Origin of the sequence: Xenorhabdus hominickii (genome assembly GCF_002632725.1) — a bacterium.
Taxonomy (GTDB): domain Bacteria; phylum Pseudomonadota; class Gammaproteobacteria; order Enterobacterales; family Enterobacteriaceae; genus Xenorhabdus; species Xenorhabdus hominickii.
Genome location: NZ_NJAI01000006.1, coordinates 43,140 through 66,433, shown reverse-complemented (window position 1 = coordinate 66,433; position 23,294 = coordinate 43,140). Strand labels below are relative to the sequence as shown.

Below are 23,294 nucleotides of genomic sequence, written 5' to 3'. Positions count from 1 at the left end.
GGACTGATTGCTTACTGCCTTAAATTGAAAAAACCATCACTGAAAGTTTTCTACTCAGAAGAAGCTGTTCCAATGATGGCTTAAGCAGAATTCGGGTTAATTACATTGTTTAGTGTTGAATTAGACATGTGACGCCGCAATTCATAACGCATTGGTAGAATATATTCAGATGCGCTTGAGAATGTCTTTAATGCGATAAGGAGATCTAAGGCTTGCTGAGAAAGATATACATTATGAGGACGTCGAGCTTTCATTTTGTTTTGAGGTATCGTCCATACCCCCGCAGCAAAATCTATTTCATTCCACTCAGCCTTAATCAGCTCACTTTTCCTAACCAATGTCAAAAACACTAAACATACTGCGGCTTTCACGCTTTGCATTACACCTATTTCTTCCAATGCATTCAAAAAAATCCCAATCTCTTTTTGTGTTAATGTCCGGGTTCTTTCATCAAAAGTTGCAATAGATGAGGCTCGAATATTTGACGCTGGATTTTGGAATGCTTCCCCGCGAGATATAGCGAAATTATAAACCGCTTGTATTATCTCCCTCGCCTGTAGTGCAGTAGCCCTAGCCCCCCTAGATTTAATCTTCTCACATAACTCCCTGACCATAACGGTATTTATCTCAGTCATTAAATACCGTCCTAATACCGTCACAATTTCTCTCTCCAATACCGACATTTTCATCTTTCTGGTGCTATCCGCAAACTTAGCATTCTCAAAATAGAGAGTAGAATATGTAGAAAATGTATTTGATTTATCAGATAATTTTTTTTCAGTCCTCTTTTTTGAGGATGGTGATAAACCGTCAGAAATCATTTTTTTTGCTTCAACTAACTTTTTTCGCGCTTCTGCTAATGTAATACCGTCACCGCCATATTTCCCTAACGTAACAGTTTCACGACGTCCATTTATACGGTAATCATAACGAAACGAGACTGTGCCTGACTTTGTTACAGCCACATACAACCCGTCACGGTCAGAAACCTTGTATAATTTATCCGTGGGTTTGAGATTTTTTATCTTCGTATCGGTAAGCATGTCGGTACCCATTTTATTGATCTGATACCGTCAATTTCAAGAAAAATTCTGACGGCATTTTGAACTATTCAATATAAAGTATATTACGATACCGTCAAAAATACCGTCAAAAATTACATGCTGGTACGGTGTGATTTGGTGAGGCCTGGGGATAAAAAGACCCTTAAATCAGGGTCTTAATTAGAAAATCATGATGATTTGGTGAGGCTTGGAAAGGCTTTAAATTATTCCCACTCAATCGTCGCTGGTGGCTTACCGCTGATATCATAAACTACCCGCGAAATACCATCGACTTCATTAATGATCCTGTTCGATACACGACCCAAGAAATCATATGGTAAATGTGCCCAATGAGCGGTCATAAAGTCGATAGTTTCTACTGCACGCAGGGAAACAACCCAGTCGTATTTACGGCCATCGCCCATGACACCAACAGAGCGTACTGGCAGGAATACAGTAAATGCCTGACTCACTTTATGATATAGATCCGCTTTATGCAGTTCTTCAATGAAGATAGCATCTGCACGGCGCAACAGATCGCAATACTCTTTCTTCACTTCACCCAATACGCGAACACCAAGGCCTGGGCCTGGGAATGGGTGGCGATACAGCATGTCATATGGCAGACCCAGCTCCAAACCAATACGGCGAACTTCGTCTTTGAACAACTCTTTCAGCGGTTCAACCAGACCCAGTTTCATATCTTCTGGCAAACCACCTACATTGTGGTGAGATTTAATGACGTGTGCGTTGCCGGTTGCAGATGCCGCAGACTCGATAACGTCTGGGTAAATTGTCCCCTGAGCCAGCCATTTAATCTCAGTTTGTTTCGATGCTTCCTCGTCAAACACATCAATAAATACGTGGCCGATCATTTTGCGCTTGGCTTCTGGATCATCAATTCCCGTCAACGCGGACAAGAAGCGGTCTTCCGCTTTAACATGAATGATGTTCAGGTCAAATTTACCTGCAAACATCTCCATCACCTGATCCGCTTCATTCAAACGCAACAAACCGTTGTCTACGAAGACGCAGGTCAAACGCTTGCCAATCGCACGACTCAACAACAGTGCTGTTACAGAAGAATCCACACCGCCAGACAACGCCAGAATGGCATGATCATCACCAATTTGTGCACGGAGGCGTTCTACAATATCGTCAATGATAGAAGCTGGAGTCCACAACGCTTCACATTGGCAGATATCCAGTACAAAGCGTTTCAGGATATTCAGACCCTGATGTGTGTGAGTCACTTCTGGATGGAACTGGACACCATAAAAACGTTTTTCATCATTGGCCATAATAGCGAATGGGCAAGTGTCGGTGCTTGCAACAATGGTGAAATCGGCGGGAATAGCTGTCACTTTATCACCATGACTCATCCACACATCCAACAGCGGCTTACCTGCTTCGTTCAGGGCATCCTGAATACCACGGAACAGCTCGCAGTCATTCTTGATCTCAACCTGAGCATAACCAAATTCACGCTCGTCAGAATTAGAAACTTGTCCACCCAATTGCATGGACATGGTTTGCATGCCATAGCAGACACCCAATACCGGTACACCTGCATTGAAAACATATTCCGGTGCACGAGGACTATTGTGTTCGGTTGTACTCTCCGGCCCACCAGAAAGGATAATGCCGCTAGGATTAAACTCGCGAATTTGCTCTTCAGTAACATTCCATGTCCAAAGTTCGCAATAAACACCAATTTCACGAATGCGGCGGGCAATAAGCTGAGTATATTGCGAACCAAAATCAAGGATCAAAATGCGATGCTGATGGATATTAGTTGTCATTTGAGGTGAATTCCAAAAACAAGTGGCAATAAAAAATAAAAAATTAGTGGCCCGATTACGGACCACCCTAAATAAATTACAGACCTAAACGGTAGTTTGGTGATTCTTTGGTGATCGTCACGTCATGAACGTGGCTTTCCTGAATACCCGCACCACTAATACGAACGAATTCTGCTTTAGTTCTAAGTTCGTCAATAGTTGCACAACCCGTCAGCCCCATACAAGAACGCAAGCCACCCATCTGCTGGTGAACGATGCTTTTCAGTAGACCTTTGTAAGCCACACGGCCTTCGATACCTTCTGGCACCAGTTTGTCTGCCGCATTGTCAGTCTGGAAATAACGATCGGAAGAGCCTTTGGACATCGCCCCCAGAGAACCCATACCGCGATAAGATTTGAAAGAGCGACCTTGATAGAGTTCGATTTCACCCGGAGATTCTTCTGTACCTGCCAGCATTGAACCTACCATTACACAGGATGCACCCGCCGCAATCGCTTTGGCTATGTCACCAGAGAAACGGATACCACCGTCAGCAATGACAGGAATTCCTGTACCTTCGAGTGCTTCCACCGCATCAGCAATCGCTGTGATCTGTGGAACACCTACGCCGGTAACGATACGCGTCGTACAGATAGAACCTGGACCAATACCAACTTTAACCGCATTAACACCTGCTTCTGCTAATGCCTTAGCACCTTCACCAGTCGCTACGTTACCGCCAATAATTTGCAAATCTGGATATTTAGCACGGGTTTCACGGATACGTTGCAAAACACCTTCAGAATGGCCGTGGGAAGAATCGATAAGCAATATGTCCACACCGGCAGCAACCAAGGCATCAACACGCTCTTCATTGCCAGCACCTGCGCCAACAGCAGCACCAACACGCAAACGGCCTTGTTCATCTTTACAAGCGTTTGGTTTACGTTCTGCTTTTTGGAAATCTTTCACCGTAATCATACCAAGCAGGTGGAAGTTATCATCAACAACCAGCGCTTTCTCAACACGTTGTTCATGCATTTTCTGCAAAACAACTTCACGGGCTTCGCCTTCTTTTACTGTTACCAGACGTTCTTTCGGTGTCATGACCGCAGTTACAGGCTGCTCGAGATCGGTGACAAAACGCACATCACGACCAGTAATAATACCGACCAATTCGTTTGCTTCAGTGACAACCGGATAACCCGCAAAACCATTACGTTCAGTCAGTTCATGGACTTCACGCAGAGTCGTCTGTGGCGTTACAGTGACAGGATCGGTAACAACACCGCTTTCATGCTTTTTCACGCGGCTGACTTCTTCGGCTTGACGCTCAATTGACATATTTTTATGAATGAAGCCAATGCCCCCTTCCTGTGCCAGTGCGATTGCCAGAGAAGATTCCGTCACAGTATCCATGGCTGCGGAAAGCATAGGAACGTTCAGACGAATAGTAGAAGTTAATTGAGTGGACAGGTCTGCTGTATTAGGCAGGACTGTAGAATGGGCAGGGACCAACAATACATCGTCAAAAGTTAATGCTTCTTTTTTAATTCGTAACATGAGCAATATCTCACCAAGCAATGGAGCAATAAGAGGGATAAAATATTGCCGCGGCATTATACACGCCAAAATCAGTCCTCTCCAGCATTTTCTGAAAAAAATTCTTGATTAGTCATGTAAGGAGAATAATATTAGTTGATTAACTCATTATTTTAAAATCTGATCTAGCTCACATGTCAATACCAGTCACCCCCGGAATTTTTTCTGTTAGCCGTCTTAATCAGACTGTCCGTCAGCTATTGGAGCTAGAAATGGGCAGAATTTGGCTATCCGCTGAAATATCCAATTTTTCTCAGCCATCATCGGGACATTGGTACTTCACATTAAAAGATGAACGAGCACAAATCCGTGCCGCCATGTTCCGAAGTCACAATCTGAAGGCAACATTTCAGCCACAAAACGGTCAGCAAGTATTGGTTCGGGCGCAAATTACGCTGTATGAGCCTCGGGGTGACTATCAGCTGATTGTGGAAAGTATTCAACCTGCCGGAGATGGCTTGTTGCAACAGCAATTTGAAGTGTTGAAGCAAAAACTCACCGCAGAAGGCTTATTTGATCAAATTCATAAGAAACCGCTGCCCTCTCCTGCCAAACGGCTCGGTGTCATTACTTCCGCCAGTGGCGCAGCACTGCACGATATTCTGAATATACTGAAACGCCGTGATCCTTCCTTGCCAATTATCATTTACCCCACCGCTGTTCAGGGTGCAGAAGCACCATTGCAGATTATTCGGACAATTGAGCTGGCGAATGCCCGGCAAGAGTGTGATGTTTTGATTGTCGGTCGTGGTGGAGGATCACTGGAAGACTTGTGGTGTTTCAATGATGAGCACGTTGCACGAGCAATATTCCAAAGCCGTATTCCCATTGTTAGCGCTGTCGGGCATGAGACAGATGTGACAATTGCTGATTTTGTTGCTGATTTACGCGCACCGACGCCTTCCGCAGCGGCGGAATTGGTAAGCCGTAATCAGATAGAATTATTACGGCAAATTCAATCTCTGCAACAGCGCATGGAAATGGCAATGGATTACTTTTTCGCGCAAAAACAGAGAATTTTTAATGTACTACACCATCGTCTCCAGCAACAACGCCCTGATTTGCGGCTGGCACGTCAGCAAAATCACTTAGCTGAATTACGACAAAAATTGATTGATAGCTTTTTACATTGTTTAAAGCAGAACTCAATTTCATATGAGAAGTTAAATCAGCGGTTGTTACAAATCCATCCTGAGCAGAAGATTCAGCGTTACAGTCAATCTATTCAGCAATTTGATTTTCGTTTAAAACAGGCGATTGAACGACAGTTAGGACGTTATCGGGAAAAATTTGCTGTTTCCTGTTCACAAATGGAGGCGGTTAGCCCATTAGCAACGTTGAGTCGTGGTTACAGTATCAGCGAAGTCTCTGACGGGAAACTTTTGAAGCAGGTTAAGCAGGTAAAATCAGGTGATATGGTGAAAACGCAGTTGCAGGATGGCTGGGTTGAGAGTCAGGTGACACAGGTCACAAAAGTAAGCAAGAGAAAGAAATTAAAATAGATTTCACAAAATAGCGGTGAATCTTCACCGCTACTATTGCTCTAATTCTCCATAAGAAAATTAGAAGCGAATCTCTGCCCCCATCACGTAGGTTCGGCCACGGGCGGTTTGGGTTTTGGTATCTTGCTCTGCCATCATAGGTGATGTGTTCATACGGTTCAATGCATCAGAATAGTTTCGGTTGGTTAAATTTTGAACAGAGAATTTAACTAAAACATTTTTATTAATTTGATAATCGGTATACAAATCAATAATCGTCGGTATCTTACCATCCTTTTTCATTTTTACTTGGTTACCATTTTCTTCATCCAATTCTATTGCAGGATCTTGGTGATAAGATTCCCCTGTATATTTTGCAATAGCGCCAATACGCATTTTTTCATCAAATAAGCGTACTCCCATATCCAGAGTAGCATAGCGCTCTGGCAATTGAGATGCAGGGCTTGCACCAAAATAAGATGCTGAGATTGAAGTTGGCTGCTGTGTTTTTTGCTGACTATATGCCAGTACACTGTAGAATATACCAGCATCATAATTCATCGACAGTTCATAACCACGCATAGTTACTGGTGTCAGGCTATTGCTATAGATATACATATTAAAGTTAGGATCGACCCCAGCCCAATCTTCATTTGTCAACATCCCATCATCTTTACAAATTCTACCTTTTGCACAAAGCAAATAAGATTCATTAAGGATATAATTTTTGATTTTAGTATGAAACATTGTAGCCTTAAGGCGGAATGAATCCCCTTCCGCGATTAGATTCGGACGGTAGCTATTAAATCCAATTTGATAAGTATCTGCTTTTTCTCCTTTAAGGAATGGATTAATAGAAGCACCACCTTCATTAGAATAAAAAATTTCCTGAATATTAGGTGCTCGCATTGAGTGCGTATAGCTTACAAATGGTTGAAATTCAGGAATGATTTCCGCTGATAATAATATACTTGGATTAAACCCACGATCTTTTAAGTTTAATTGCGCCTCGCCCTGAGGAAAACAATTTACACGTTCGTCACAAGCTGGTTTTAATCCTTTGGCACTATAATCCATGTAATGTAACCCCAGATCAGCGGTATAAATCCCCCGTTCAATTTTCAATCTACTGTAAATGCTAGAAATATCTTGCTTGCCATTTGGATCAAAGGCATTATTTTCCCGCACCTGTCCATCTGTTTTTTCATCATCCGAACTTGTATCTATTTTTTTACGATATTCAGTTCGTATCCATTTGCCACCAAGAGTAAACGCGAAATCAGTGTCAGCATAATTGAATCGGCTGGTGTTACGGATATTAATAGAATCAGATGTACTTTTTGCATCACTATGACCCAATACTCCTACTGAACGATTTTGAAAACTCTGTTGTCCCTTGCTGGTACTAAGCATAACTTTGGTATCAACCAATTCAGTAAATGGTGTATAGTGATATTTCAAATGATAATCATAATTATCAATATGACGACGATTGAATTTATTATGGTAAAGACGACTACTTAGTTCCAAGTCATGAAATTCATTAGGTTTAATATTTAGTTTCATCAATTGAGAATTTGGTTTTTGTTTGAATGTGTCGCTAGTGCCAAATTCTTCACTACTGATACCATCAGCGTTTCTATAATGCGCTTCAATATTGTGTCCACTCACAGCGAATAAGGCACCCAAGGAACCTTCTGGGCTGAATGCCTGTGTTTTTCCTGCAAAAGCCATCATGCCACTTCGGCCAACACCATTGTTGCCATACGTCCATTTAGTACGGACTCCCAGATTATTACCCTCAAATACAACATCATCAACACCAATGGTACGGAAATTAGCACTTCCCACTAAGGCATTGATGGAATCAGCGTCATCAGCTTGCCCACGAGAAACATCGACACGGATAATAAAATTGGGATCAATTAATGCCCCAAACTGACTATAAGGCTGTGCACCATGTGAAAGTTCACTGGGTGAAGAACCATAAAAACTCTGGCTAACACCATCCACCATCATATTAACGCGGCCAAAACCACTTAAGCCACGGATATTAACACTTACGATCCCTTGACCTTGGCTTGCATCCATCTGAGTATAAGTCCCCGGCAAGCTACGCAATACGCTATCCACGGACTCCAATTTATTATCTTCCCCGACAGAGCTATAGGCACCAGGTTTTTCCATTGCTTCAATCTGAGGAGCGTTATTATTATCCTGAGCACCTGAAACTTTCAATGCGCTAAATCGCATGACTTTATCTTTTTTATTGTCATTTGTGTTTTCAGCATAAGCGATTCCCTGAAGCCCAATCAGCATTGCGCTGGCTCCAGCTATTTTTGCCACAATTTTCATTAACATCATCCTAAATAGAAAAATATTTATTGCTGCTCACATTGTTTCGCAGATGTGTGTATAAAACACCCATAATACTGATAATTTTTATCAGTATTATGGGAAATAACTACCTTTATTATTAATTTTTTAATTCTGGAAAATAAGTTTTGGCGTTATCCAACATCAAAAGAAAACTATAATCAAAGGCAATATCATTAATACGATTAAAACGGCCTGGTTTCCCACCATGTCCGGTATCCATATTCGTCTCCAATAATAATAGACTATCACCTTTTTTCATTTCCCTTAATTTTGCAACCCATTTTGCTGGCTCCCAATATTGCACCTGAGAATCATGCAATCCTGTTGTGACCAATAAATGAGGGTAACGCTGATGTTTGATATTGTCATAAGGACTATAAGATTTAATATTCAAGTAATCTTCTTTATTATTTGGATTGCCCCACTCTTCGTATTCACCCGTCGTCAATGGAATGGATGAATCAAGCATGGTTGTCAAGGCATCAACAAATGGAACTTTCGCAATCACGCCACGGTACAATTCAGGGGCTTGGTTGATGACTGCTCCCATCAATAAACCACCCGCGCTACCACCTTCGGCATAGACGCGTTTGCTATCACCGTATCCTTCCGCAATCAATGCCTTAGTGGCATCAATAAAGTCATGGAAACTGTTCATTTTATTTTTGACCTTACCTTGCAGATACCAATTTTTACCCAGATCACCGCCACCACGTACATGCACCAAAGTGTAAACAAAGCCACGATCGAGCAAACTCAGCATAGGAGAGCTAAAATAAGGGTCCATACTGATGCCATAAGCACCGTAACCGTAAATTAGGATCGGGTTTTCTCCTTGTTTAAAGAGAGATTTGCGGTACACTAGAGAAACTGGGACATCAACACCATCACGGGCTTTCACCCAAATACGCTGACTTTCATAGTTTTCTTTATTGAACCCTTTAACTTCCTGCTGCTTCAGCAATTCATTTTCACCCGTTTGCATATTCCATTGGAATACTGAACTTGGTGTTGTCATTGATGAATAGTGATAGCGTAAGAAATCAGTTTCTGGCTCAGGGTTATAACCTAACGATACCATATATGCTGGATCATCAAATTTAACGCGTTTCTCCTGCTGAGTTTTCCAATCAATCTGACGAATTGACGATACCCCTTTGGTTCGTTCCTGTACCACCAGCCAATTATTGAACAGAGCAAAATCTTCCAGATCCGTATTTTTCTGTGGTGCAACGACGGTTTCCCAAGGCTTATTGATAGCCTCCGCCCGATATAAACCAAATAATGGGTTTCCATGGTTAGAACGAATATAAAATTGTCCACGGAAGTGGTCGAGATAATATTCTCGCCCAGCTTGACGAGCAGAAAAAATCTGTGGTTCCCGTTGTGGATTATTCGCGTCAATCAGTCGATACTCTGAAGTCGAATAACTGACACTCATGATCAAAATATAATTAAGCGAGGTGGTTTCCGAAATCGATAAAAAGAAACGGTCATCTTCTTCTTGGTAAATTTTTTGATCCAGCTTGGTATCTGTACCATATTGATGACGGAAGACTTGATAAGCCAGTAAGGTTTGTGGATCTTTACGCACATAAAATAGTGTGTTGCCATCATTTGCCCACAAAATATTGCCAGACGTATTTTCTATAACATTATTTTTCCAATCAGCATCATCGATATTTTTAAATGAAATATGGTAATTACGACGACCCTGAGTATCTTCCGCTACGGCGATACGTTTGTTATCTAATGTAACGACGAATCCACGAAGCTGGTAGAATTTATGTCCCTTTGCTCGCTCATTACCGTCGACCATAACCTGCCAATCGGTTGAACTATCGACAGGTTTGCGTTGATAAATCGGGAAATCTTTTCCTGCTTCGTAAACGGTACGATAAACATAGCCATTATAGGTATAAGGAACCGTCTTATCTTCTTTACTCATTCTGCCAGTCATTTCGGCATACAGTGTTTCTCGTAATTCCTGACCCGATTTCAACATTTGCTCGGTATACTGATTCTCAGCAGTTAAGTAATCAATGACCTTTTTGTCCTGACGATTGTCATCACGCAACCAGTAATAATTATCGACGCGAGTATCACCGTGGATATCCATCTTGTGTGGCTGTTTTGTGGCTATAGGTGGCACCATACTGTTCTTCATTGCGATATCATTCTCCATTGCGATAGTGGAAAAACTATTACTCAGCAAACTACCACCCAGCAAAAAACTGAGTATTAATCTTCTACTGCACACTGTCCTTTTTGTATTTGGAGAAAATATCGTTTTACACTGTGGCATGCCATCAATCCTGTATTTTTATTGAGATAAATAAAAATCTATCGGCAGTTCAATCGTAATCCTGCCATTCGTTAAAATAAAATCAGGGGGTGCAGGCAAAGGTTGCCCCCTTTCCAACACGAGCCTGGCTTCCCTATCAAGTGAGTTAGTCCCTGAACGTCGGATTAATTCACTGTCAATCACGTTTCCCAATTGATTAACAGTAAATCTCATCATAGGACGCCCTGTTCGGTTTCTTCTCTGGGCATCCTGTGGATATTTTTTATAACGGTTCAGGTGCCCACTGACTTCTGCCTGCCAAACAGCCCTCGCATCGGCAATAGCGTCTGAATTGCTTTCATAAGATGCAGCCGTGCGGGCAGTCACATTATCTGCTTTCGCGCTGCTGGTCGTTGGTGCCGCACTGCTTTGGGATTTTTCGCTTTCCTGCTTTTCTGCTTTCACGCGCTTAACAGGCTGTGTTTTTTTCGGGGCATCTTGCTCATTCTTTTTTTTCTTCTGCTTATGTACCAAAAGCGAAGCATCTTCATTTACATCTAATTTTGGCATTTTAACTTCATCAATCTTGCTTTCCAGTTGCTGACTGGCAACAGATAACTGCTGTTCAATACCAATGGGTTGTTTTTGTATTTTATGTATTGCTTCCGTCTGCGATGACAGTTCCACCATAACCGCAGGTGGTGGTAGAAATTCTTCAATATCAATATCTTTTGGTTTATAAACTAACCACCCTACCACCAAGGCATGAAGTGTAATCGCAGCGAGCAAAGATTTTGTCACATGACTTGTGTGAGCATTTTGATACGTGGTATATGTCAACATCTCTTATAACGCATTATGTCAAATAATAAATGAAGATAATGATAATCAATTGTATATATAAATGAAAACTATTTTTATTTAAAAATGACTCACATCCTTGTGATACTTACTATTATTTAGTTATATTTTCACTCACCTTTGGTGTAAACCAAGCGAAATCAGCATATTCACTGTTCAAAGAAACACCTTGCTCTGCAATAACCAGTACAGCCATTTTTTCATTTGGTGCAATTTCTTTCATATGTTGAGGTACTCCCATGGCTTTTACTGCATGGTATCCGCCCGCAAATAACAATGCAGGTGATGGTGCTTTAACCAGCTGTTCTGCCATTCTTCGGTCGCGCATTTGCTGAATTTTGGCCATGCCGGCAAGGCGCAATGCGTCTATATTTCCACCGTGGGAATTTTTAATAGTTTCTTCAATAAGTTTTTTGACATCATCAGAAACTAATGAGGTGTTATCTCCAGCCTTGTATGCCTGATCAATTTCACTGCGCGTCAGATTTGCTGCCAACAACGGGTAAGGAGCTCTTATCAGTTCCATCACTAAATCACCGTACCATTTCCATGGCCAGCCCTGATGCCAAGCTAATAATTTTTCGACTCGCTCATCCCTGACAATAGGATCACCCTGTAACCAGTTTTTAACTTTATTCACTTTTTCTTGCTGGTCTGGGTCAATCATTTCTAGTAATACAGCACCTTGGGGACGTTTTTTACCAAGTTGTTGTACCAACCATAACTCTATTTGGTGATGATAAGGATTGTCGTGTTTTTCACCCACAATAACGCGTGGATAACTCGCTAGTTGTGCAAGAAGCTCATCAGGGGTGATGGCTTTCCCCGTTTGCATATCCATCACCGCCCCAGATTGCATTAATTCACCAGGCAAAGTTTGAAGCACCTCTTTAGAGGTATTTTGAGCATTGTTTGGAGTAACAGCACAACCACCAAGCAGGAGAACACAAGCTAAAAAAGTTGATTTTATGCAGGTAGATGGTTTTATGTAGGTAGATGTTTTCATCGCTATTCATTATCAAAAGAAAAATTGCCCGCATATTATAGATAATGAGAATTATTTACAAATAAAAATACCCCGATAAGCAAAGACTTATCGGGGTAGCGCACGCATTCATTCCGACTGCAATGATAACGTTGGGACAGTAGCGAACGTTACAAAGGGTTAGTCTGTGCTTCAACAACCGCCAATGCCACCATATTTACGATACGACGCACGGAAGCAATAGGTGTCAAAACATGAACAGGTTTCGCTACGCCCATCAATACTGGGCCTACTGTTACCCCATCCGAGCTAGTAACACGTAACAAATTATAGCTAATACGAGCGGCTTCCATATTTGGCATAATCAATAAATTAGCAGAACCTTTCAGCGGGCTGTCCGGCATAATATCGCGACGAATACTTTCCACCAATGCAGCATCAGCGTGCATTTCTCCGTCAATTTCAAGTGCCGGAGCCATTTGCTGGATAATTTCCAGTGTTTTACGCATTTTTTGCGCTGATACACAATCAGAAGAACCAAAACTTGAACGCGACAGCAGAGCCACTTTAGGTTCAATTCCGAAGCGACGCACAGTATCAGCCGCCATCAGTGTAATTTCTGCCAATTCTTCCGGGCTTGGATCTTCATTGACATAAGTATCGGCAATAAAGGTATTCCCCATCGGCAACATCAAAGCATTCATGGCGCCTGCGGTATGTACCCCTTTACGGAAGCCAAAGACATCTTTCACGACTTGATAATGTTCATTGTAACTACCAACAGTACCACAAATCAGTCCATCTGCTTCGCCCCGGTGAACCATAATTGCACCGATCAATGTTGGATTGCCAATTACTGCACGGCGAGCCTGTTCCTGAGAAACACCACGGCGCTTCATTATTTGATAATATTCTTGCCAATACTCTTTGAAACGCGGGTCATTTTCATTGTTCACCACTTCAAAATCTTTACCGGCTTCAATATGCAGACCTTGTTTCTTAATCCGCATTTCAATAACACTAGGACGGCCAATCAAAACAGGGAATGCCAACCCATGGGAAACAAGTTCTTGTGTGGCATGTAGTACGCGAACGTCCTCCCCCTCTGCCAAGACAATGCGTTTTTTCTCTTTTTTCGCTTGAGAGAAAATGGGCTTCATGAACAGATTGGTTTTATAGACAAACTCATTGAGTTTTTCAATATACGCTCCGAAATCGGCAATCGGCCGTGTTGCAACTCCTGATTCCATTGCGGCTTTTGCTACAGCCGGAGCGATTTTTACTATCAAACGAGGGTCAAACGGTTTCGGGATAATGTAGTCAGGGCCGAAGAATAGATCTTGATCGCCATAGGCGGAAGCAACTTCTTGGCTTTGTTCGGCCAATGCCAAATCTGCAATAGCACGAACACAGGCAAGTTTCATTTCTTCATTGATGGTGGTCGCCCCAACATCCAATGCACCACGGAAGATGAATGGGAAACAGAGAACATTGTTTACCTGATTAGGGAAATCGGAACGGCCTGTACAGATAATTGCATCAGGGCGAACTGCTTTTGCCAACGGTGGCAAAATTTCTGGCTCTGGGTTGGCTAATGCCATAATCAGCGGATCTTTTGCCATGGTTTTCACCATGTCTTGTGTCAATACGCCCGGTCCTGAGCAGCCCAAGAAAATGTCGGATTCTGGGATCACATCAGCCAGTGTACGGCTGCCATTATCTTCAATTGCATAATCCGCTTTGGTTTTTTCCATATTCTCTTCGCGGCCACGATAGATAACACCTTTCGAGTCACAAACAGCAATATTTTCACGTTTCAGGCCAAGCGCCACCAACAGATTCATACAAGCAATCGACGCCGCTCCTGCCCCCGATACAACCATGCGAACGTTGCTGATATCTTTGTTTACAACCCGCAATCCGTTCAGTACCGCTGCAGTACAGATAATTGCTGTACCGTGCTGGTCATCATGGAATACAGGAATTTTCATGCGTTCACGCAGTTTTTGCTCAATATAAAAACATTCTGGCGCTTTGATATCTTCAAGATTGATGCCGCCAAAAGTCGGTTCCAAAGCAGCAATGATATCGATTAATTTATCGGGATTAGATTCATCCACTTCGATGTCAAACACATCAATGCCCGAGAATTTTTTGAACAGAACACCCTTGCCTTCCATAACAGGTTTACCCGCTAAGGCACCGATATTCCCCAGTCCTAAGACAGCAGAGCCATTGGAAATAACCGCGACAAGATTACCACGTGCAGTATATTTATAGGCCGCCAGAGGATCTTTTGCTATTTCAAGACAAGGAGCAGCAACCCCCGGTGAATAGGCTAATGCCAAATCACGTTGTGTTGTCATTGGCTTGGTCGGAGTTACCGTGATTTTGCCAGGTTGTGGAAATTCGTGAAAATCAAGAGCACTTTGTTTTAATTTTTCGTCCATCTTCTGATCCTTTACAAGTCATGTCTGTCCCGTTTATCTTTCAAGCTGCTGCTAGGTTGGCTACGCTGTCACCTGAAATCTCTTGGGTATAAATGAAAATCTGCTCAGTATAATAGTTACGGAAGGTTAAATCATGATGTTAACCGCATTTTATGCATGATCTTCAAAACCAAAGGGCAAAAAAACAGACAACACATGATTTTACATTAACCTATATTATATGAATATTATTCCAGACGTACTCATATAGCAGTATTTTTAACTTTAATTAATAACCTGATAAATTAATTAAAGTAGCATTATAAAATCAACTTTAAAATAATTTTACAAAATCAAAAATTACTCTATAAAATATTCCTGTAAATTTATTTGGAAAATTATTAGCAATTAGGGAAACGCATTTTCTTATGAAAATTAATTTTATTTCACTTGAATGGATAAACCTGTTTGCGATATTTTTATTTTTATATCAGGATATATTTTCAGAATCTCATTATTGATGATTTGATATACTCCATAAAAATTACACAGCAATTTAACATAAAGCAGATACCTGTCTTTTATATTGCATCAAACACAAAATCTGCATTTCTATATGGGAGAAGGAACATGCATAATCACTCAGTTATGATAGTCGATGATCATCCTATCATTCGTCACCGCTTAAAAGAGTTAATTGAATTAGAACATGAACTCATTGTGACTGCCGAAACTGATAATGGTGAAGATGCGATTAATATCGCTTGCCAGATAAAGCCTGACATTATTTTGATAGATTTAAAAATACACGGTCTTTCTGGAATCGATACAATTAAATCTCTACGCCGTAAAGGACTTGACTCCTATCTTCTGGTACTCTCCGATTCGGATAATCGCAGTGATATTTATGATGCGGTTGATGCAGGTGCGAATGGTTATTTATTAAAAGATATTGAACTTACTTCATTACTAAGTAACATAAAAAAAGCAGTGGATGGCCATGCAGTGTTCAGTGAAAAAGTTCATCAGTATTTATCCACCCGTCATCTTTATATCGATCCTTTATCAAAATTAACTAAACGTGAATTAGATGTCTTAAAAGAAATTTCAGAAGGAATGACAAATAAAGAAATCGCTGATTTTCTTTTTATTTCAGAAGAAACCGTGAAAGTTCACACTCGTAACTTATTGAAAAAACTTAAATCCCGATCCCGTCTCGAAGCCACCATTATCTATCTAAGACACAGAAAAACAGCATTCATCTGATACTTAATTTTCAATATTTTCAATAATATGAAACACAATTTCCCTAAGTTTTATCAGCAGGGAAATTGTGAGTTATCTGGTATAGATAGATAGTCATTTAATTCCAGTTGAATTAATTTCACATATGACACCAAATGAAACTATATACTTTATTTATTGTTTTTTAAGTAACAAAATAATTTCAATAAACCTGATAAATTTCAAGGTACAAACAATTCGCCCCTCACAGCCAATATGTTAGAGAATCTCCAACCTACACACATGCTCAACGACGTGTTATCTGGATAAAATGCCAAATTTCCCGCATTATGTCAGATACGTTAAACAAGACTAAGGATCTCATCATGTCGGGTACCACTTCTCACAAAGCATTCACTCTCTACGGTATCAAAAACTGCGATACGATAAAAAAAGCACGTCGCTGGTTAGAAGACCAAGAGATCGCTTATCAATTTCATGATTATCGCATTGATGGTCTATCCCCTGAACTACTTCAGTCATTTATTGAACAAATTGGATGGGAATCTTTGCTGAATACTCGTGGTACAACTTGGCGCAAATTATCTGATGATCAAAAACAGGCCATTAATAATGCAGAAGCCGCCAAAGCGCTAATGCTGGAACAGCCCTCAATCATAAAGCGCCCACTTTTGGTCTCAAACTCAGAAGATTTAAAAACCGCGGGATCAGCGACAGAAAATTATTTACTCGGCTTCAAAGCCGAACAATACCAACAATTTTGTGCATGACTAGATAGGGGGCCCAATCATGACTTGTCCAGTAATTGATCTTGCTCAACAGTTAATCCAGCGTCCTTCCGTCAGCCCTGATGATCAAGGCTGTCAGGAACTTCTCATTCAGCGCCTGCAAGATATTGGTTTTACAATAGAGCGAATGCCTTTCGGCGATACTCTGAATTTTTGGGCGTATCGGGGTACAGGCACGACCTTTGCTTTTGCTGGACACACCGATGTCGTGCCTGCCGGTGATATATCACAATGGCAAACGCCCCCTTTCGAGCCGGCTATCCGCGATGGGATGTTGTACGGCCGCGGTGCCGCAGATATGAAAGGCTCTTTGGCTGCAATGGTTGTGGCTGCTGAACGTTTTGTTGAGGTGAATCCTGAGCACCAAGGCCGCCTGGCGTTTCTGATTACTTCTGATGAAGAGGCTAAAGCCACATATGGTACAGTGAAAGTCGTTGAAGCCTTGATGTCTCGCCATGAACGTTTAGATTATTGTTTGGTGGGAGAGCCTTCCAGTCAACAACGCCTTGGCGATATGATCAAGAACGGGCGCCGAGGTTCCCTGACCGCCAATCTGGCTATCTTTGGTACCCAAGGACATGTTGCCTATCCTCAATTGGCAGATAATCCTATTCACCGAGTACTACCTTTCCTACAAGAACTGGTCAATACTCAATGGGACAATGGTAATGAATTTTTCCCGGCGACGAGTATGCAAATCGCCAATATTCAAGCTGGAACCGGCAGCAATAACGTCATTCCGGGCAAATTGTGGGTTCAATTTAATTTCCGCTTCAGTACCGAACTGACAGATACGGAGATCCGCCAGCAAGTTGAAGATATGCTGAAAAAGCATAACCTGAAATACGAACTTGATTGGTGGCTATCAGGCCAGCCTTTCCTGACCAGCAAAGGCGCGCTTGTTGATGCTGTGGTTGAATCCATTGAACATTGTTGTGGATATAAACCAGAACTATCAACCAACGGTGGTACATCAGACGGACGCTTCATTGCCAAAATGGGGGCGCAAATCGTGGAATTAGGGCCTATTAATGCCACGATCCATAAAACCAACGAATGTACTAACGTGTCTGACTTACAGGAATTGAGTCTGATTTATCAACGGATCATGGAGCAATTAATCAAATGATGACACCTGAAATGTTGACGGGCTTAGCGACGGATCATCTGGTCACGTTTGCTGGCAATCATCGTTTACAATTTAACGCGACCAAAGCGTTTCTAGCCATGCAGAAGGATGCAGCCAAAGCGGGCTTTAAATTACAACCCGCTAGTTCATTCCGTAACTTCACTCTCCAACAAACCATCTGGAATGAAAAATTTCACGGCCAGCGACCAGTATTGGACGCTGATAGCCAGCCACTGGATATTTCAGTAATGAACGAAGGTGAGCTTTGTGAAGCTATTCTTCGTTGGTCTGCTCTGCCGGGGGCGAGCCGTCATCATTGGGGCACTGAAGTGGATTTTTATGACCCATTCCTGTTACCAGAAGGTAAAAAGTTGCTGCTTGAACCTTGGGAATATGAAAATGGGGGCTACTTTGAGCCATTAACCGATTGGTTGACAGAAAATATGTCTCATTATGATTTTTACCGTCCATTTACTCGCTACAACGTCGGTGTTGCTTATGAGCCATGGCATATCAGCTATTGGCCGATATCCCATGAAGCCGAAGGTTTATTTGATGAGCAAGTGCTGCTGAATGTCTGGCAAAATCGTGATATTGCTGGCATAGATTGGTTGACAACTAACCTACCCTATCTATTTGCAACATATATTAAGATAGCAGATTAAGCACTAAGAGCCTTATGGAAGAGGCTCTTAATATTTGAGGAAAATACCATGCATTGGTTGATAGATTATTGGTGGATTGTTTTGTTAGTGCTCGTCGGTATCATCATTAATGCGGTAAAAGCATTAAGCCGTGTCGATCAAAAATATTTTTTAGATAATAAACCAAAATTACCTCCTCACCGAGATCTTAACGCTGAGTGGGATGATGAGGACGATTGGCCTCAACAGAAGCGCAAGAAATAACCCAGTTTTTCCACTGATTGGCAAGCGTTTCATCCAGGCTTGCCAATGCATGCGCCGTTTCTTCGCGCCAACGCTTCAATAACGCCTTACGCCCGCTTAGCGATAAATCACTTACGCACTGTTCGATATCTATTCTCTGCTGAAGGTGCCTTCTTAATGCAGGTAAAGCCGAATCACTCACCAGCAAGAGTCGCTGTAATGCAAAATGAGATGCAGACAGAGGACGATGCGCAAAAGCAAATCCAGCCAATTCCAGCCAATCATCTCCATTGATTTGTTCATCTTCATCATGCTCAATCGGTAAAGCAAAGCCGAGTAACTTTTCCAGACCATTTGCATTACGGGATAATTGCTGTTGTACTGATTGGGTAAATTGCTTTCCCTGCTCACTCAACGGCAGAATAGCCATCGCTGTATAACATCCACTGCTCGCTTCCCGATAAGTTCCTATACGCACCAAACGAAAACCGCACTTCTTCCATAATGCCCAAAGCTCTGGCGTATAGCCAAAGCTGACAGAGAGAAAATCAAGTTTGCGTTTATCTGCTTCCTGACACTGTTGGGTTATCAAATATTGCGCGATCCCACGGCGACGATATTGCGCTTGTACAGCAATGCGACTAATGCGCTGGGAACTTAGGGTCGCAGCCACTGGGAAACCACTGTGTGCTGCTAAAGATTGAGCAACCAAATTTCCTCTCGGGCGACGACGCCCTGCCCATATTTCATGCGCTAATGTCTGTGATAGACCACCTTCATTCACCATCCACAACGCACCGACTAGGTTTTCCTTATTCATTGAAGTGCGGGATAAGGCAGCAAGAAATGTCATTCCTTTGCCATCCAGTAACCGACGTAAATCCAAAGGGGATGTGCGATAATGTGCGTTGGTTAATAACCCATAAAATTGACGCAATAATGTGGATTGTGGTAACCACATGGATTGAGCTATAGGATAGAAAACCAGCTCGTTTTCAAAATTACAATGAGTTGGAGATTGATCAAGCAGTAATTGCTCGTCGAAGAAAAGCACATTATCCAACCATGTTTCCAATGGATCATTTTCTGCCCAGCGCATCGGCGTTTTCAATTCACGAATGTGGCAATTCGGTAATGCAGTACATAGTTTCAACAAAAAACCACGTCCCGTCCCCTCATAGCCCTGAACGGTTGAGGTTAATAATACTCGTGGAAAATAGCTGATCAATTCAGCTAGCTGGGGCGTTGGGATGGCAGCCGCTTCATCAATCAATAACCAGTCTGTTTCGCTTTTATCGTCGCGAGTTCGTTTTTTCGACCGACAATATTTCAGCAGATTATCTACTGCCCAGAACGGTGTTTCCCGCCCTGAAACATTTTGTTCAGTATGATCTGGAATACCCGCGTATTGTTGAATAACTTCTGTCGTGATTTTTGCCGGTGCACATAACCAACAATTACCTTGCCAACGTCGAACCAACATTCCTGCCAATGCGGATTTCCCTCGACCTCTCGGCGCAGTGACGACCCAAACTCCCCGTGAAACGGGTAATAACTCGTCAAGAATCTGCCGCTGACTCACCGTTGGATGCCCGTCTGGCATCCGCCACGGTTCGGTTTGAGGTAATGGCGGCATCTGACAAGGTTCCCCCTGCCGCCAAAGTAAAATGTCAGGGCTGGCAAAGATCTGCTGCTGAATATGTCGAATAAAATTCGGCGTTGGGATCACTCCCTCCGATTCATTCCAACGCAAGCTATCTTCATCAGGCTGATCCGCCCATTGTGACCAAGCAGGAACGCGTAAGACCAGCCAACTGCCCGCTTTTAACGTGCCAGCCAGTATCGCTAATGCCTCAGCATTAAACCCTTTCGTCGCATCAAAAATACCGTGTAAAAATTCACGACCAAGCAAACTAGTGGATCTTGTCGGCTCAATAGCATCAGGTAAATCAGAGGAAACTGTTATCCAATCCCCATAAAATTGATTTTGCAGCTGAGTAACAATCAACTCACTCCATTGAGGATCACCGCTCAATACCACTAAACGACGCTGTCCCTGTTGTTGCATCTGTGCTTGTAATGTTACCCATACCCTATCCAGCATAGTCATGATTTACCAATCATGACTGATAAAATACCGGCAGCAATCAACGGGCCAACGGGAACCCCTTTAAATAGGGCAACACCCAATACTGTGCCAACCAATAATCCAGCAACCGTAGAAGGCTGATTGGACATTAAAGCAACACCACGACTTCCGAGCCACGACACAATGACACCAACGACAATAGCAAGCAGTGATTTCCAATTCAGAAAGGAACTAAATATTTCCTGCACCGCAATTTTTCCACTTGCGATAGGTGCCATGACTCCTATCGTCAAAATCAAGATACCTATCGTCAAACCATACCTTTCCACCCAAGGAAAAAATTGGTTCAGTGGTGTAATGCGAACCACTAACAAAAATAACATCGCAAGCGTGATTGTCATGTTGTGACTGATGATACCAAGCCCCGCCAACACGAGCAAAATAAGTAAAGTGGGATCAATATGGCTCATGAATTTTTGTTTCCTACAACGTTTCCAATAAAGTTTCCAACAAAACAAGGTTTGATTTTTCTATAACTCCGCAACATGGGTTCTGGCATGGTACTGAATGATAACTGAAAATTTTCGCTGTTAACCAAAATATTTATATCCACAAGCTTTTAAATTGCATCACAACCAACAAAGAGACTATTAAAAAATGAAAGGGGGTGTATTCAGTAGAGTAACAAAATGGGGCAGCAAGTATAAAATTTAACACTCTTGCCTTAAGTGATAAAAATAGTAAATAATCACTACCCCAAATCATGATGCGATATTGCTTCTTGATAGAGGAAGGTATTAGAACATAGGCAATTGACTTATCGTGTCAGTAACAAATCGATTAACTCGTAATATACTGATAAATAACAACATTAATAACAGAGTGAACGCAGAAAGATTGTAAGGAGTGCATTGCAAACAGGATGCGTTCGTATACGATATGAAAAAATTAGCATTATCCATCATAGTCTGTGCTTCATTAACAGCTTGTATGACACGTTGGGTACCCATAACAAGTAACCCTACTCCATTAGATGAAGCAAAAAGAATTTGCGATAAGTTAGCCTTAAAGCAATTTCCTGTAAAAAATGAGGTTGCCTACAAGACAAACACCACAACTATACATAACAGCTACGGCAGTGGTGACAAAAAAACTACTTACGATCAAACCTTTCCCAAAATTGAAACCTATATTATGGATGTTAACGAAGGTTCCAGAAAAAAACAGTTTGAGGAATGTATGAATGAAAATGGCTGGGAGTCATAATCTGACATTCGATAAAGAATAACAATTATCTTTTCGTTTGTTCGCTTATTAGCTCCAGTCATATTGTTATAAAACAACCACATGACTGGAGTTTCATCTAATTACTACCTTGATATGCCTAGAATTCTACCGAGTATAAATGTCCCATGATTTCACCAAATACTAGATATTCACAGGCTGTATATCCCAGTCATTAAGATAAGTAATCGTTTGCGTCACTAGTCCAAAATAACACCAATACGGCGTGCAACCTCTTCATATGCTTCAATCAATCCACCAAGACTCTGACGGAAGCGGTCTTTGTCCATTTTATCCATCGTCTGTTTATCCCACAAACGGCTGCCGTCTGGTGAAAACTCATCCCCCAATACCACTTTGCCCTTGAATAAACCAAATTCCAGTTTGAAATCCACCAAAATTAAACCAGCATCATCAAACAATTTACTCAATACCTCGTTGGCTTTGTAGCTTAGCTGTTTCATCTCAGCCAAATGTGTTTTACTCACCCAACCAAATGTCTCACAGTAGGATTCATTAACCATCGGATCATGTTTAGCATCGTCTTTCAGGAACAAATCAAACAATGGTGGATTCAGCACTATCCCCTCTTCAATTCCCAGACGCTTCACAAGAGAACCCGCAGCACGGTTACGAATAACGCACTCAACAGGCACCATATCAAGTTTTTTCACCAAGGATTCATTATCTGACAGCAACTGCTCCATTTGCGTTGGAATGCCCGCTTCTTCCAGTTTTTTCATAATGAAATGGTTGAATTTATTATTCACCATGCCCTTGCGATCAAACTGTTCGATGCGTTCTCCATCCAATGCTGATGTATCATTTCGGAATTCCAGCACAAGTAAATCAGGATTATCAGTGGCATATACTGTTTTCGCCTTTCCACGATACAATTCAGCTTTTTTCTGCATCTTACACTCCAGAGATATGACGTCTTGATACCTTTCACCTTTCGAGCAACCCGAAATCTACCGGGTATCACTGTAAAAAATTAAACAAAAAACTCCACCAAAAAATATAAAG

Annotated in this window: 18 protein-coding genes; 7 read left to right on the top strand and 11 right to left on the bottom strand. The window is 41.8% G+C overall.

Annotated features, from left to right (window positions below; translation table 11 throughout):
* Positions 1–80: 80 nt before the first annotated feature.
* The 3 genes from Xhom_RS17255 to guaB form a co-directional block, all read right to left on the bottom strand.
* The gene (locus Xhom_RS17255; protein WP_069315478.1) at positions 81–1,043 is read right to left on the bottom strand and encodes a tyrosine-type recombinase/integrase; all 963 of its coding nucleotides are present in this window, start codon (positions 1,041–1,043) and stop codon (positions 81–83) included.
* Positions 1,044–1,267: 224 nt separating this feature from the next.
* On the bottom strand, positions 1,268–2,845 hold the full coding sequence (gene guaA, locus Xhom_RS17250) for a glutamine-hydrolyzing GMP synthase (protein ID WP_069315477.1): 1,578 nt from the start codon (positions 2,843–2,845) through the stop codon (positions 1,268–1,270).
* 76 nt (positions 2,846–2,921) lie between these two features.
* Complete coding sequence (gene guaB / locus Xhom_RS17245; protein WP_069318404.1) at positions 2,922–4,388, bottom strand: IMP dehydrogenase; 1,467 nt, start codon at positions 4,386–4,388, stop codon at positions 2,922–2,924.
* 173 nt (positions 4,389–4,561) lie between these two features.
* On the opposite strand from guaB, the gene xseA reads away from it, so the two are divergent.
* Positions 4,562–5,929 carry an exodeoxyribonuclease VII large subunit gene (gene xseA, locus Xhom_RS17240; RefSeq protein ID WP_069315476.1) on the top strand — a complete coding sequence of 456 codons (1,368 nt, stop codon included), beginning with the start codon at positions 4,562–4,564 and terminating at the stop codon, positions 5,927–5,929.
* A gap of 60 nt (positions 5,930–5,989) precedes the next feature.
* On the opposite strand, the gene Xhom_RS17235 is transcribed toward xseA, so the two are convergent.
* The 5 genes from Xhom_RS17235 to maeB form a co-directional block, all read right to left on the bottom strand.
* Positions 5,990–8,269, bottom strand: coding sequence for a TonB-dependent receptor domain-containing protein (locus Xhom_RS17235; RefSeq protein ID WP_069315475.1), 2,280 nt, complete (start codon positions 8,267–8,269; stop codon positions 5,990–5,992).
* A 115-nt stretch (positions 8,270–8,384) separates the two neighbouring features.
* A complete protein-coding gene (locus Xhom_RS17230) occupies positions 8,385–10,592 on the bottom strand; it encodes a S9 family peptidase (RefSeq protein WP_198148736.1) in 2,208 nt (735 codons plus the stop codon).
* A gap of 18 nt (positions 10,593–10,610) precedes the next feature.
* Positions 10,611–11,414, bottom strand: coding sequence for an energy transducer TonB (locus Xhom_RS17225; RefSeq protein ID WP_069315474.1), 804 nt, complete (start codon positions 11,412–11,414; stop codon positions 10,611–10,613).
* Positions 11,415–11,526: 112 nt separating this feature from the next.
* Positions 11,527–12,438, bottom strand: coding sequence for a ChaN family lipoprotein (locus Xhom_RS17220; protein WP_232326252.1), 912 nt, complete (start codon positions 12,436–12,438; stop codon positions 11,527–11,529).
* Between the two features lie 149 nt (positions 12,439–12,587).
* The gene (maeB, locus tag Xhom_RS17215) at positions 12,588–14,867 is read right to left on the bottom strand and encodes an NADP-dependent oxaloacetate-decarboxylating malate dehydrogenase (RefSeq protein ID WP_069315473.1); all 2,280 of its coding nucleotides are present in this window, start codon (positions 14,865–14,867) and stop codon (positions 12,588–12,590) included.
* 609 nt (positions 14,868–15,476) lie between these two features.
* Between maeB and Xhom_RS17210 the strand changes: the two genes are divergently transcribed.
* From Xhom_RS17210 to Xhom_RS17190, 5 genes are all read left to right on the top strand, one after another.
* Positions 15,477–16,112: a response regulator gene (locus Xhom_RS17210; protein WP_069315472.1), complete on the top strand. Its 636-nt coding sequence runs from the start codon at positions 15,477–15,479 to the stop codon at positions 16,110–16,112.
* Between the two features lie 344 nt (positions 16,113–16,456).
* On the top strand, positions 16,457–16,861 hold the full coding sequence (locus Xhom_RS17205; protein WP_069315471.1) for an ArsC family reductase: 405 nt from the start codon (positions 16,457–16,459) through the stop codon (positions 16,859–16,861).
* A 19-nt stretch (positions 16,862–16,880) separates the two neighbouring features.
* Positions 16,881–18,008, top strand: coding sequence for a succinyl-diaminopimelate desuccinylase (gene dapE / locus Xhom_RS17200; RefSeq protein ID WP_069315470.1), 1,128 nt, complete (start codon positions 16,881–16,883; stop codon positions 18,006–18,008).
* On the top strand, positions 18,005–18,673 hold the full coding sequence (locus tag Xhom_RS17195; RefSeq protein ID WP_069315469.1) for a M15 family metallopeptidase: 669 nt from the start codon (positions 18,005–18,007) through the stop codon (positions 18,671–18,673). The genes dapE and Xhom_RS17195 overlap by 4 nt, the downstream gene beginning before the upstream one ends.
* A 48-nt stretch (positions 18,674–18,721) precedes the next feature.
* Positions 18,722–18,916 (top strand): YpfN family protein, encoded by a 195-nt coding sequence (locus tag Xhom_RS17190; RefSeq protein WP_071933835.1) that lies wholly within the window; start codon positions 18,722–18,724, stop codon positions 18,914–18,916.
* On the opposite strand, the gene Xhom_RS17185 is transcribed toward Xhom_RS17190, so the two are convergent.
* On the bottom strand, positions 18,861–21,005 hold the full coding sequence (locus Xhom_RS17185) for a tRNA(Met) cytidine acetyltransferase TmcA (RefSeq protein ID WP_069315468.1): 2,145 nt from the start codon (positions 21,003–21,005) through the stop codon (positions 18,861–18,863). The two genes, Xhom_RS17190 and Xhom_RS17185, sit on opposite strands and share 56 nt — an antisense overlap.
* Positions 21,002–21,454, bottom strand: coding sequence for a DUF441 domain-containing protein (locus tag Xhom_RS17180; RefSeq protein ID WP_069315467.1), 453 nt, complete (start codon positions 21,452–21,454; stop codon positions 21,002–21,004). Before Xhom_RS17180 ends, Xhom_RS17185 begins: the two co-directional genes overlap by 4 nt.
* A gap of 469 nt (positions 21,455–21,923) precedes the next feature.
* On the opposite strand from Xhom_RS17180, the gene Xhom_RS17175 reads away from it, so the two are divergent.
* Complete coding sequence (locus tag Xhom_RS17175) at positions 21,924–22,250, top strand: hypothetical protein (protein WP_069315466.1); 327 nt, start codon at positions 21,924–21,926, stop codon at positions 22,248–22,250.
* 218 nt (positions 22,251–22,468) lie between these two features.
* On the opposite strand, the gene purC is transcribed toward Xhom_RS17175, so the two are convergent.
* Entirely contained in the window at positions 22,469–23,182 is a 714-nt protein-coding gene (gene purC / locus Xhom_RS17170; protein ID WP_069315465.1) for a phosphoribosylaminoimidazolesuccinocarboxamide synthase, read from the bottom strand.
* Between the last annotated feature and the right edge of the window lie 112 nt (positions 23,183–23,294).